Genomic DNA, 13,484 nt, shown 5'->3' with positions numbered 1-13,484 from the left:
AAGTGAGGAAACATGAAAAATACAAGTGCACTTTTTATTATCGATGATGTTATAGCAAACCGGTTGATGGAGCTGGAGGATGAACATATCAGCCATCAGGTATTACATGAAGAATCCTTTCATAAACACCTGATCGATATACAGGAGTTTCCTATCGCTGAAAAGATATCTGACCATATGCTGGACAGACGCTACCTGATCATACGCTCATGGCAGGAAATAAGGGAGCTTCTGCATGAGCTTCAGGTTGAAAAAAATATTTATGCATGGATAAAACTGTTTCCACTGCAGCTGTATACAGATCCTGCTTATGAAAAAGGCTACATAACAGAGAGCTTGCGAACGGCTGAGCTTTTGTTGATTCGAGCTGTTCAGGAACAGAAGTATGTAATGTTTTATTGCTAGCAAGACTTTATCAGCACGGCATATCACTGTGGGATAAAGCTCTGATCGGCTTTTACACACTGCTTCATCTGAAAACAGAATGACGGATAAACGATTTCTTTTGAATGTCTTATTTACAGTTACAGGTAAATTATTTCTTTACCTTACCGTCAGCTCATAGTATAATGAAAGGGCTGCGAGGTGTAGAAAAATGGCAGAAAAAATTGGTTTGATTTGCGAAGGCGGAGGCACAAAGGCTGCATATACTTGTGGAGTTCTGCAGTGTTTTCTGGACTATGATATTGAATTTCCATATACCGTTGGAATCAGTGCCGGTGCAGAGGTTCTGCTGCCGTTTGTCGCAAAACAGAAGGATCGTCTACGTGTCACAGGAGTGGATGCGGCATGTGAATCAGGTGCAATCGGTGTATCTCCTCTGATTCATGAAAAGGGTGTGTTCGGCATCGGTTACGTATGCAAATTCATCGAGAAGCATGCTCCCCTTGACTATGAAGCCTTTATGAACAACAAAACATTACTGGATATCGGTGTATATAATATGGATACCAATGAGGTGGAATATTTTCCAAAGGAATACTTTGATCCGGAAGAGCAGATTCTGATGCAGGCGAGCTGTGCCCTGTTTTTGCTTACACGGCCGTATAAATTCCGCGGACATACGTATATGGATGCCGGGCTTGTTGATATGATTCCGATTGAGCAGAGCATTCGGCAGGGAAATACGAAGCATGTATTCATTTCCACCAAGGAAGAAAATTATGTGCGTAAACCGGCACCTGGATGGCAGATTCAGCTGGCGAAGCTAATGTATCCGGGGAATAAAACAATCCGTGAGAATCTGAAAATCCGCCATATCAATTATCAGAAGCAGTGGCAGATTGTAAAGGAGCTGGAGGAACAGGGAAATGCAATTGTTCTTCGTCCAAGTGCAGATTATGGGGTTACACGCTATACGCATGATAAAGAGCTGCTGGGACGCTGGTTTGATCTGGGATATGAGGACACAAAAAACCGCCTGGATATGATTCGGGAGTTTATGGAGAAATAGGCAGATTGCTCTGCTTTTTTCATTTGTTTTCATTGACGTGAAAACATTATCATGATAAAATGTAACAAATCAAAGACAAGGAAGAGAAGAGTATGCAGGGTGAAGCTTACAGAGAGTTTTCGGATATGGTGGAAGAAAACAGGGAAGCCCTGAGGAAGATGGTCTTGGAGTTGCATGGGCAATCAGAGTTCATGACGGGAAAGTGCCCGTTACAGCACTGCGGTATAACCGGATGCTTCCGGCGTACTGAAGAGAATTCGCTGACAGTGGCGGATATGAAATAGGTGGTTACACGAAATACAGCTTTCGTCCTATGGGGGAGAGCTTTTTTATTTATAAGGAGGGTGCGGTTTATGCGTAGGGAATTAACAGATATCAGCGAAGAAGAAATCCTGCATTTTCTAGGGTATGGGGAAAACAATCCTGATGAACAGACGCGATCAGTGTTGAAGGAAATGAAACAGCTGGTTCTGCGATACAGTGAACCGCGTGTCGTATATCGTGTATTCGGACTGCATGATGCGCAGCCTGTGGATAGCGGTGTGCAGTTTATAGGAAGTGACATACAGCGTTTGCTGAAGGAAAGCCATGCCTGTATATTCATGGCGGCAACGCTTGGCTCACGGATCGATAAGGAAATGAAAAAGCTGCAGGTACAGGATATGATGAAGGCTGTTTTGTTTGACAGCTGTGCCAGTGCAGCCATCGAGGCTGTCTGCGATAATCTGCAAAAGGAGCTGCAGCAAAGCTATCCTTATCTGACAGACCGCTATTCATGCGGTTATGGTGATTTGCCGATCACCCTGCAGGCATCCTTCCTTCAGGCGCTGGATGCACAACGGCGTATTGGACTTCATGTGAATGAAAGTAGTCTGCTGGTACCGATGAAAAGCGTTACCGCTATTATCGGCATTGCGGATCGGATACAGCCCGCTGTATTGCGCGGGTGCGGGCACTGCCAACTGGTGAAGCAGTGTGCCTATCGAAAGAGAGGGAAATTCTGTGGAAATTGAAAATAAAATCCAGTTTCTGGATGGTGCCATGGGTACACAGCTGCAGGACAAAGGGCTGCCTGCCGGAGCTTCTCCGGAGCTGTTCATGATGGAGCATGGGGAAATCATTGAAGATGTGCATGCGGCTTATATTGACAGTGGCAGCGATATTATCTATACAAATACGTTCGGAGCAAATGCCAAAAAGCTGTGCAAGTCACAGTATACGGTGGAGGAAGTCATAACAAGAGCGGTACAGCTGGCAAAATCAGCCGCGAAACGAAGAAACGGCGTTCAGGTTGCACTGGATATCGGACCAATCGGAGAGCTGCTTGAGCCAAATGGCTATCTTCCGTTTGAGGAAGCCTATGAGCTGTACCGCCAGCAGGTAGTTGCAGGGGAACAGGCAGGTGCAGATCTGGTTATATTTGAAACCATGAGTGATCTGTATGAGGTGAAGGCGGCTATTCTTGCAGCTAAGGAGCATACACAGCTTCCGGTTTTTGTGACCATGAGCTTTGAGGCAGATCATCGAACCTTTACCGGCTGTACAACGGCCAGCTTTGCCTTATGTGCAGAGGGGCTGGGAGCGGATGCCATTGGAATCAACTGCTCTCTTGGACCGGATCAGATACTTCCGATTGCTGAGGAGCTTGCAGCGATGACAAATCTGCCGCTGATCATCAAGGCAAATGCCGGACTACCCGATCCGTTAACGAATACCTACAGCATTGATGCTGCCGCCTATGCACGCATGCTGCTGCCATATACAAAGCTTCCCCTTGCCTATGTAGGCGGCTGCTGCGGTACGACCCCTCAGTTTATACAGGAGCTGAAGAATACACTTCCAAAAACAATCGCTGTAGAAAAACGTAAGCGGCGCATTGGCTCTTATGCCTGTACACCGACCAAATGTCTGCGTATACAGGATGTGCATGTAATTGGAGAGCGCATCAATCCGACAGGAAATAAGCGCATGAAGGCTGCCCTGCAGGAGCATCGTATGGATGAAATCCTCGCGATCGCCATGGAAGAGGTGGAAGGAGGAGCCGATATTCTGGATGTCAATGTAGGACTGCCGGGTATCGACGAGAAAGAAATGATGGTGGAGGTGATTAAGGAGCTGCAATCCGTGATCGATCTTCCCTTGCAGATTGATTCCACCGATCCGGCTGTGATCCGCGCGGCCCTTCGCGCAGTGAACGGTGTTGCTATCGTAAATTCCGTGAATGGGGAAGCGGCGGTTATGGAAAGTATTCTGCCTGCGGTGAAGAAATACGGTGCCAATGTGGTTGGACTGACCATGGATGAGGACGGTATCCCTGCATGTGCACAGAAGCGTTTGGAAATCGGGACACGCATTGTAGAAACTGCACAGCGCTACGGTATCGCAAAGGAGAGGGTTTTTCTGGACTGCCTGACACTGACGGTTTCCGCCCAGCAAAGCGGTGCTAAAGAAACCCTGCAGGCTTTAACAGCGATTCGCGAACAGCTCGGTGTACATACGGTGCTGGGTGTATCCAATATTTCCTTTGGCCTTCCATCCCGTATTCTGTTGAACCAGAGCTTTCTTACGATGGCGATGCAGGCCGGACTGAGTATGCCGATCATGAATCCGAATCAGGCGGCGATGATGGATGCCGTGCGCAGCTACCGTGTCCTGCAGGGAATCGATGTTGATTCGCAGGAGTATATCCGCATATATGCACAGCAGAAGCGGGAGGGCGGAAAGCCGCATATTGAATCTGTCCATATAAATATTGAAGAAAGCATCATGCGCGGGCTGAAGGAAGAAACACGGCAGCTCTGTACGAAGCTTTTGTCAGAAAAAGAACCGCTGCAGATAGTTAATGAGCATCTGATACCGGCACTGGATGCGGTCGGTGCCCGCTATGAGAAAAAAGAAATCTATCTGCCGCAGCTGATCAATGCCGCAACAGCATCGCAGTGTGCGTTTGAAGAGATACGCCGCTCCGTGCAGGCAGGCGGACTGGAATCCATATCCAAAGGGAAAATCATCCTGGCAACGGTCAAGGGGGATGTCCATGATATCGGAAAGAATATCGTCAAGGTTGTTCTGGAGAATTACGGCTATCAGGTATTTGATTTGGGAAAGGATGTACCGGTGGAGACTGTGGTGGAAACCGCTATTAAGGAACAGGTACGTCTGATTGGGCTGAGTGCGCTGATGACTACAACACTGAAATCCATGGAGGAAACGATACAGGCACTGCATGAGAGTGGGCATGAGTGTAAAATCATGGTGGGTGGAGCTGTTGTATCTGCCGACTATGCAAAGCAGATTCATGCGGACTATTATGCCAGGGATGCAAAGGAAAGCGCGGACATCGCTAAGGAGGTGCTGGGATGATAGAGAACTATTTGAATACACAGGGATATATGCTGTTTGACGGGGCCTTTGGCACATATTATGCACAGCGCTATGCAGAGGATCAAAAGCCGTGTGAAATGGCAAATCTAAACCATCCAAAGCGGGTTGCGGCCATTCATCAGGAGTATATTGAGGCAGGCGCGGATGCCATTAAGACGAACACCTTTTCCGCGAATGAACAGCATCTGGAATGCAGCTGGGAGATGATACGGCGCATTCTTCAGGAGGGCTATCGCATAGCTAAGAAAGCAGCCAAAGACAAGGTGAAGGTATTTGCGGATATCGGGCCGATCATGGAACAGAAAAATGTATCTCTGGCACAGCAGTATCAGCGAATCGCGGATGTGTTTCTTGCGGAGGGGGCGGATTGCTTCCTGTTTGAAACGCTGCTGAATACGCAGGAGCTGCATGCGGTAACCTCGTATATCAAAGAACAGTGTCCTCAGGCCTGTATTATTGTATCCTTTGCGGTTACAGCTGATGGATACAGCCGTCAGGGAATCGCAATGAGTCGTCTGCTGCAGGATTGTCTTGCGGATGAGCATGTGGATGCCTGCGGTCTGAACTGCGTGTGCGGTCCGATGCATATGAAGCGACTGCTGGATTCCATCGATCGAACACAAAAGCCGATTCTGATCATGCCAAATGCCGGATATCCGACCATTCTGGCAAACAGAACCTATTTCAGAGACAGCTCGACATATTTCGCAAAGGAAATGCGGGAAATCTGGCAAAAGGGTGCAAGGCTGCTGGGAGGCTGCTGTGGAACAACACCGGTATACATTCAAAAGACCAGGGAAGCTCTGCAGGAGCATAAAATCATACAAAAGGTACAGCAGCCGGCACAGGAAACAGAGCGTATTCCACAGGAGGATCACAATCCCCTGCGCAGAAAGCTGCAGAGAAAGCAGCCGGTCATAGCAGTGGAATTCGATCCGCCGGCGAATTGTGAAATTGAACGCTTTATGAATCATGTGGAGTTTCTAAAGGAAGCCGGAGTGGATGCTGTAACCATCGCGGACTGTCCGATTGCCCGTGCCCGTGTTGACAGCTCACTGATTGCCTGCAAGCTGCATCGGGAGCTGGGTCTGGATGTCATACCGCATATGACCTGCCGTGACCGCAATATCAATGCGACAAAGGCACTGCTGTTCGGTCTGCAGATTGAAGGGATTCGCAATGTACTGGTTGTTACAGGCGATCCGATTCCCAGTGAGGACCGTCAGGAGGTCAAGGGAGTCTTCAATTTCAATTCGCAGATTCTGGCAGGCTATATCCGTGATCTGAATGAAACGATGTTCACCAGTCCCTTTATGGTTTTTGGAGCACTGAATCTGAACGCTGTCAATTTCGAAGCTGAGCTTGCTAAAGCAAAGCGCAAGGTCACGCAGGGAATGGAAGGCTTTCTAACACAGCCGGTACATTCACGGCAGGCCCTTTTCAATCTGAAAAGAGCAAGAAAAGAGCTGCAGGCCTATATTCTGGGCGGTGTTCTGCCGATTGTATCCCATCGCAATGCGGTGTATATGAACAATGAAATTTCCGGAATCGAAGTGGATGAAGAAATCGTCGCAATGTATGAAGGAACAACGCGAAAGGAGGCACAGAAACTGGCAGTAGATATCAGCTGTAAAACCATGGATGAAATGCGGCCCTATATCGATGGCTATTATCTGATCACACCCTTTAACCGCGTGGAAATCATCGCTGATATGATTACGTATATCCACAAGCAGTAACCCTTTTGTACGGAAGCAGGACAGGGGATACAAATTTCTGAAATAATGGTGTATACTAAAGAAAAACAGGAGGTCACTATGAAACAGAAAACATTTTTGATGCTGAAGCCGGATGCGTTTGCAGGCGGACATGCACAGGAGGTTCTTAGGGAGCTGCGCTCTCATGGACTCGTGATTGAGAAAAGCTGTACACTTACGGTTACAATGGGTGTTATGAAGACGCTGATTGATCATTACGCAGGTGTGATCGATTCCATGAGTAAGGATTTTAATTTCCCGGGAAAACTTTTTAATTCCTTTTATTATGACGGACCGCATACCATCATGCCGATGGAGGTCAGCTATGAGGGAAGTGACGATATTATCACGCTTACACGGACACTTGCAGGGAAAACCAATCCGCAGGATGCCGGTGCAGATACGATCCGCGGGAAATACAGCGATGACAGCTATGAAAAGGCATCTGCAGCTGTACGCCTGGTGAACAACGTGATCCATGCATCCGATTCCCATGAAAGTGCTCAGCGTGAGCTGAATATCTGGAAGTCTTATCTGAAGTAGACAGGCGGATTGTAATTCCATGCAATCTGCTTTTTTTCATTTTTTGCTCATGATTTGCTTACACTATCAAATGATAAAAGACGCAGGAAGATACTGAAATAATAAAAAAAAGGGAATCCAGAGCTATTGTATACACATAGCAATTCGGATTCCTTTATTCATAAACATGCAAACGTAATTCATATGGTATTTTGACAATGCTTTCATCGCTTACTGCTAACCCATTTTCCATAGATTCCGCATGGCAGCACACTGTCTGTGGCTGTAATGGGCAGACCGATTTCTCCGGCATCAATCTGACCATCCCTGTGCTTTTTACCAACGGTGGTACGCAGCAGGTTGTATAAAACAGTTGGCGGAAATCCGGTGGTATAGGAATTCACAAGGAAAAACAGCGGGTTCTCATCCAGTATTTCCATACATGCGGAGATCAGCGGATACAGCTGTTCCTCAATTTTCCATATTTCTCCATTCGGTCCTCTGCCATAGCTTGGCGGATCCATGATAATAGCATGGTAGGTTCTGCCTCTTCTTTTTTCACGGGCAACAAACTTCAGCACATCATCCACGATAAACCGTATTTTATGATTCTCCAGATGGGAGAGCATCATATTCTCCTTGGCCCAGTTCACCATACCCTTGCTGGCATCAACGTGTACGACCTCTGCCGCTCCCGCACTGGCACATGCCATGGTTGCCCCGCCGGTATAGGCGAACAGATTCAGCACACGCAAATCCTCACGTCCGCTGCCTTGAATCGTATCCATCATCCAGTCCCAGTTCGCAGCCTGCTCGGGGAACAGGCCGGTATGCTTGAATCCGGTTGGAGAAACCTTAAAGCGCAGATCGCCATATGAGACCGTCCAGCTATCCTTGAATTTCTTTTTATATTCCCAGCTACCGCCACCGCTTTTTGAACGGTGGTAATGTGCATGCGGTGAATTCCACATGCTGTTTTCCTCCATCGGCCAGATCACCTGCGGATCGGGGCGGCGCAGTATGATATCCTTCCATCGCTCCAGCTTTTCCCCGCTGCCGGCATCGATGCATTCATAGTCCTTCCAATGTTTCGCTACCTGATTCATTTCATCAACTCCTGACGCATACCATTATATCATGAGATAACGTGTTAGTTACATGAGTTTCTTGAGAAAAAGACACAAAAGTGTGGTAGAATATAAGAAAATACACTGAAAAGGAGGATACTTATGATCAACAAACTGTATGATAATTGCTTTACAACGGAGCTTTCCACCAAGGTTCTGGAAGTCCGGGAAGATAACGGCCTCTTCTGGCATGCCTGCAAGGATACCATCTTTTATAAAGAAGGCGGCGGAATGGCCAGTGATATCGGTATGATCGACGAGCACATGGTACTGGATTTGAAATATGAGGAAGGTCATATGTGGCACCTTCTGGATACCCGACTTGAGGGTACGGTCTTTATGAGTGTGAACCTGCATGAACGTTTCCGTAAATGTCAGATTCATACGGCACAGCATCTGATCAGTGCGGTTCTCGGCAATGTTTATAAGGTGGAGACACTGGCTCATCATGTAGGGGATGAGGAAAATGATATTGAATTCAGCTTTGAGGATTTCACCGATAAGATGGCATTTGAGCTGCAGGTTCTGTGCAATGGTCTGATTCGCGATGATCTTGAAGTCAGTATACAGTATCCGACAAGGGTAGAGGCAAGCAAAATGGCCAAGGGTAAAAACCTTGACCGCGATGATCTGCGTGTTGTACGCATTGGGGCACTGGATTACAATATGTGCGGCTGTATGCATGTTCCATCCCTTCGCTACCTGCAGATGCTGTACATCAGCGGGTATGAAAAAACAGCAAAGGGGTATAAAATTAAATATCTGGTCGGCGATCAGCTGCTTGACTGCGTTTCCAGACGCTATAAGGTGCTGGATGAAGCAAGCCGTTCCCTGGCTGTATCCCACCTCTATGTAAATACCGGTGTCAACCGTTTAATCAATGAAACACGTCAGCTGAATCGGGATATCGTTGTCTGGAAGCAGAAGTATTATGAGATGTTTGGAAAAGAGCTTGGACAGAGCGAGGAGGATATCATCATCCATTTCTTTGATGATATTGATGTGAAATCAGAAGCGGATGTCGCAAAATATGTAACGGAGAATTACAAAAAGGCGGTCATCTTCGTGGCAAAGACATATGACAATGTTCATGTAGTCGTAGCCTCTCACAAGGATATGGACTTTGATTCCGCAAAGGTATTCAAAGAAATTGCGGATGCCTATCACCTGAAGGGAGGCGGAAGTGCCCGGCTTTCTCAGGGAGGCGGCATGTATTCTGAAGAAATTATTAAATTTGTCAAAACGCATAGGTTTTCCTGAAAAATTATGATATACTAATAAACGTTTTGTGGAGGTCTGTATGAATCAAATAGCAAAGAAATTACTTCTCTGCGTCGGAATCCTATCGGTAACTATGGTTAGCGGATGCAGCTCTGACGACAGCAGCAAGAAAAAAGAAACAGCGAAAAATGAAGAGAAGGCGGAAGTGAAAATGGTTGCCAATGATTTATATGTGGAGCCCTTGAATCCAACGCAGGCGCAAATCGAGGCGTATAACAAGCTGTCGCAAGCAATTACCAGCGAGGACAGAAAAGAGGAAGCTACCATGGTAGCAGTCAGCTTTGCATTTGATTTCTTTACATTATCCAACAAAGAGGATGCCCAGGATCTTGGCGGACTGCAGTTCATACCAAGCGATAAGATCCGCAACTTCATGGAGTTTGCACAGGCATACTACTATGGAAATTATCCGACCATCGTAAACGAATACGGGAAGAAAAGCCTGCCGGAGGTATCCGGTTATAAGGTGGATGCTGTAGAAGCCAAGGATTATACCTATAACGGCTCTGCCTGCCGGGGATACGATGTCAAGCTGACATTGACCTATGCAGAAACGGAAGTGGAGAGTCTGAAGAAGTCCATGACGATCAGCGTTATCGAAATTCAGGATTATGAATATGACCGTACAAAGAATTACAAGAAAGATGTCATCTACGATGGGGAAATGAAAAATGTCTATCGTGTATTGGCAGTTGAATAAGGGACTGAGAAATCAGTTCCTTTTTGAAAGGGGTTTTGACAATGTCTATTGAAATTGTATTGGAAGGACAGCTGGAAAAGGAAACGGACAAAGAGGCATTCAGTGCTTTTCTAAAGCAGGTATGCGATGAGAAAAAGCTGAAGCTGGAGGATTATGATGCCACCGTCATGATTGATATTTGTCCGGAGGGGTATATTGAATGCGGCTATGAGGACCGCTTTGTGAGTATTGCGGCACAGACCAATGTCGCAGGACCCGGATTCCATGCTTTTGTCTGCACTGTTTTTGATGAGATTATCAGCGGTTCACAGATTCCGCTGGAGGTAAACGATCCGACGGGATATTATACGGACCGCAATTTTGAAAATTTGAAATACAAGTACTTTTACCGCTGGCTGAAGGATATACAGGGCTATGTTCTGGATCATATCGATGAGGAAAAGGAATTATGCATCTCCTGGCCGCAGGAGTATTATCACCCTGTCTACAGAGAGGGCTTTGTCGTCACACCGCTGGGTTATATTCACAGAGATGATTTTCAGACAAGGGATGTCGAGGACTTGGCAGATGATTTCTTTGTATGGAATGATCGAAAGCGTACTGCACGCTATTATCGCAACTGCGCCATGGTGCTGCTGTGGAAGGAATGTTACTTTGCATACAGCTCTATGAATGAATATACGGATAAGATTGCCAACAGCATTCTGGATTATCTGGAGGCGGCGTATGAGAAGGATGACCTGCTTCCGCTGCCGATGGATGCCTATCGCAGTATCTGTACGGCAATCCACCGTGAGATTCTGATTCAGCATGCGGATGAGCTGAAGATCGCGCATCTGGGCTATCGAAACGGAGTAGTTTCCTATCCTTTCGGAAGCTGGAGTATTCCTGCTCATGGCTGCAGTGAAAAAAGCTTTGATGAGACAACACAGACGATGCATTTTATGGCACCGTACAAGGATGCACAGGAGCCTTGGAAATGGATGATCAAGGCAAACGCTTATACCTTCGAAAAGGAAATTCCGACATTTCTGAAAAAGCTGGAGAAGCCGGTCGATGTCATGGACGCTTTCAGCTTCGAAAAGGAAGCGGTGATCTGCAAGGGAATTGTGGAGAATCTGGATGAATACTATACCGTGGTTGTACAGGCAAACTGTGAAAAGGACACCTTGTTTCTTGAGTGCATTGTGCGTGATGAACAGGATATCGCGATGCTGAAGGAATGGTGTCAGGGAATCAAGCATCGTGTTACCATCAGCGATGAGCTGCACAGCTGAATAGGCTGATCACGCTTTTTAAAGGAGGCAGAGTATCCTTTAAAGAGCGTTTTTTTATACTGCCTGCAGGCTATGCCAAAAGGCACATCCTCATTCCATTGTCCTGTCTTTTATCCTTCCCATCCTTCACAGCTACAACTCGTGCAGTATAAGAAATCATAAAAAACACCCTGTCATAGGGTGTTTTCGTATGGCTGTTAGTGCGGCGTGCTTGCCATGGTGTCCCAGATGATATTGGGATCATCGTTGATTGGCGGAGTATCCCTGTAGAGATCATCCATGTTGAAATGAAAGCTCTCCATCTGCAGCTGGTTGCTTGCGCCGTCATAGGCATTGACGACAGCGTGTACCTCATCCTTGTTGAAGAGATATACATCATATGGTCCCTCCAGCGGATTCAGGCTTGCGACCTGCTGTGAATCATAGACACCGGTATCGGAAATGACACTGGAAATTGTCCAGGGCTTCATATTATCCAGCTCACTGGAAACAAATTTTGTAATCTGGTTTGCCGGCATATCGGTAATCACGTAATTGGGAGCGACATCCAGCAGATCATTGACATAGCCAAGTGCGGACGGGGAAATCAGCTTGTTGATGATTGCCTTGATGATACGCTGCTGTGCACGTTCTCTTCCGGCGTTGTCATAGCCCTCGGTTTTACGGTGACGGGAATAAGCGAGTGCCTGCTTTCCATCCAGATGCTGCTCTCCCTTTTTCAGGCAGATCAGATCGTCCTTTTTAAAGCTGCGGTTTTCATCCTGCTCACAGAAATCAAGTTCCACATCCACGTCAATACCGCCGATCGTATCGACGATTTCAATCATGGAATTAAAGCTGACGCGTGCATAGTAGTCAACCGGAATGCCGAAGAACTGTGAGATGGTGTCCACACTCGTATCGATTCCATAGATGCCGGTATGCGTCAGCTTGTCATTGGCATTGTTCAGGGCCGTATTGGGTACCAGCGCATCCCTTGGTATGGAAACCATATCGATATGATTTGCGACCGGATTGACAATCAGCAGCAGATTGGTATCGGTACGCGTCTGCTGATCCGGAGAACCGGTACTGTCCAGACCGCTCAGGTAAACGGTAAAGGTCTGCTTGGTAATGTCCTTCTGTTCCTTGGTCTTAATGGTATCGGTTTTGGAATAGGTTTTCAGAATCTGTACATTTTTCTCAAAATCCTTGATGTTTGCTTTCGACATATTGTAGAAGGTTTCAGAGATTGCCATTGCGGATACATTTCCCTGCTCCATCTGATCATAGAGTGTCGTATAATCCATTTCCTCTTTGGCAGTATAGGAGCTGATGTCCTTGGATACCGAGGTCTTGGCAAAGGAAAGGTTATCTGCATCACTTCCGTTCTGAAATCCGATAATCTTATCCGCAAGCTCTGCCTCACTCCTGATACCGCTGGTTTTTGATGTAATCAGGTACAGGTTTGTGGTAATGGTAGTCGTACCGTCATCATTGACCTTGGTCGTTTTACTCATTTTGTTGATGGTTGTACGGGATTTCTCCATGAAATAGCCGAAGGTGCCAACAATTGCGACAAGCAGAATCAGAAACAGCCGCTTGATGACTAAGCCCCAGGTCGGTATCTGTTTAAATGCGAGTAGCAGTAAAATCAGAAACAGCAGTCCGAAGATTGCTGCTGCTATGGTAACCCACTTGATTGGGAGCAGTCCGAAGCTGTAGGCGATATAGAAGGATACAATACTTACCATCAGAAATACAGCGAGCATGATGATATCGATAATCAGGCTCCTGCGTTTTAGTTTTTTATTTTCCATGAAAACACCTCAATAATCTACATTATAGTATAAAAAGTACGGAAATTCCAGATTACCTGTAATTACTCTATGTGAACGTTTTATGAATTTTATGAAAATAAACTATAAATCATGCAAAATTTGGAATGATTTGCATTTTTTGCCGCAAATATTATAGAATAAGGATACTTGAATTGAAAGAGGG

Annotated in this window: 11 protein-coding genes and 1 other annotated feature; of the genes, 9 read left to right on the top strand and 2 right to left on the bottom strand. The window is 46.4% G+C overall.

Annotation, left to right across the window (positions count from 1 at the left end):
* Positions 1–12 precede the first annotated feature (12 nt).
* The 6 genes from KSZ58_RS16950 to KSZ58_RS16925 all read left to right on the top strand — a co-directional run bounded on the left by KSZ58_RS16950 (position 13) and on the right by KSZ58_RS16925 (position 7,137).
* The gene (locus KSZ58_RS16950) at positions 13–405 is read left to right on the top strand and encodes a hypothetical protein (protein WP_008818808.1); all 393 of its coding nucleotides are present in this window, start codon (positions 13–15) and stop codon (positions 403–405) included.
* Between the two features lie 190 nt (positions 406–595).
* A complete protein-coding gene (locus KSZ58_RS16945) occupies positions 596–1,453 on the top strand; it encodes a patatin family protein (protein ID WP_008818809.1) in 858 nt (285 codons plus the stop codon).
* Positions 1,454–1,522: 69 nt separating this feature from the next.
* Positions 1,523–1,770, top strand: a binding site (T-box leader).
* A 36-nt stretch (positions 1,771–1,806) separates the two neighbouring features.
* Positions 1,807–2,466, top strand: coding sequence for a vitamin B12 dependent-methionine synthase activation domain-containing protein (locus tag KSZ58_RS16940; RefSeq protein WP_054344183.1), 660 nt, complete (start codon positions 1,807–1,809; stop codon positions 2,464–2,466).
* Entirely contained in the window at positions 2,456–4,816 is a 2,361-nt protein-coding gene (locus tag KSZ58_RS16935) for a homocysteine S-methyltransferase family protein (RefSeq protein ID WP_009270939.1), read from the top strand. The genes KSZ58_RS16940 and KSZ58_RS16935 overlap by 11 nt, the downstream gene beginning before the upstream one ends.
* Positions 4,813–6,576 (top strand): bifunctional homocysteine S-methyltransferase/methylenetetrahydrofolate reductase, encoded by a 1,764-nt coding sequence (locus KSZ58_RS16930; protein ID WP_009270938.1) that lies wholly within the window; start codon positions 4,813–4,815, stop codon positions 6,574–6,576. The genes KSZ58_RS16935 and KSZ58_RS16930 overlap by 4 nt, the downstream gene beginning before the upstream one ends.
* Positions 6,577–6,654: 78 nt before the next feature.
* Entirely contained in the window at positions 6,655–7,137 is a 483-nt protein-coding gene (locus KSZ58_RS16925; RefSeq protein ID WP_008818814.1) for a nucleoside-diphosphate kinase, read from the top strand.
* 203 nt (positions 7,138–7,340) lie between these two features.
* Here the strand turns inward: KSZ58_RS16925 and KSZ58_RS16920 are convergent, their stop codons facing one another.
* On the bottom strand, positions 7,341–8,222 hold the full coding sequence (locus KSZ58_RS16920; RefSeq protein ID WP_008818815.1) for a class I SAM-dependent methyltransferase: 882 nt from the start codon (positions 8,220–8,222) through the stop codon (positions 7,341–7,343).
* Between the two features lie 123 nt (positions 8,223–8,345).
* Here KSZ58_RS16920 and KSZ58_RS16915 point away from each other — a divergent pair, with 123 nt between their 5' ends.
* Genes KSZ58_RS16915 through KSZ58_RS16905 form a run of 3 tightly spaced genes read left to right on the top strand, consistent with a single transcriptional unit; the run spans position 8,346 to position 11,501 of the window.
* Entirely contained in the window at positions 8,346–9,503 is a 1,158-nt protein-coding gene (locus KSZ58_RS16915) for a DHHA1 domain-containing protein (protein WP_008818816.1), read from the top strand.
* Positions 9,504–9,543: 40 nt separating this feature from the next.
* Positions 9,544–10,224 (top strand): hypothetical protein, encoded by a 681-nt coding sequence (locus KSZ58_RS16910; protein WP_009270937.1) that lies wholly within the window; start codon positions 9,544–9,546, stop codon positions 10,222–10,224.
* A gap of 41 nt (positions 10,225–10,265) precedes the next feature.
* Complete coding sequence (locus KSZ58_RS16905; RefSeq protein ID WP_008818817.1) at positions 10,266–11,501, top strand: hypothetical protein; 1,236 nt, start codon at positions 10,266–10,268, stop codon at positions 11,499–11,501.
* A gap of 197 nt (positions 11,502–11,698) precedes the next feature.
* Here the strand turns inward: KSZ58_RS16905 and KSZ58_RS16900 are convergent, their stop codons facing one another.
* Positions 11,699–13,300, bottom strand: coding sequence for an LCP family protein (locus KSZ58_RS16900; protein ID WP_009587758.1), 1,602 nt, complete (start codon positions 13,298–13,300; stop codon positions 11,699–11,701).
* Positions 13,301–13,484 lie beyond the last annotated feature (184 nt).

This window comes from Erysipelatoclostridium sp. DFI.2.3 (assembly GCF_019132535.1).
GTDB lineage: Bacteria > Bacillota_I > Bacilli_A > Erysipelotrichales > Erysipelotrichaceae > Clostridium_AQ > Clostridium_AQ innocuum.
Note: the sequence above shows the minus strand (reverse complement) of the source record. Positions and strands in the feature narration are given on the sequence as shown.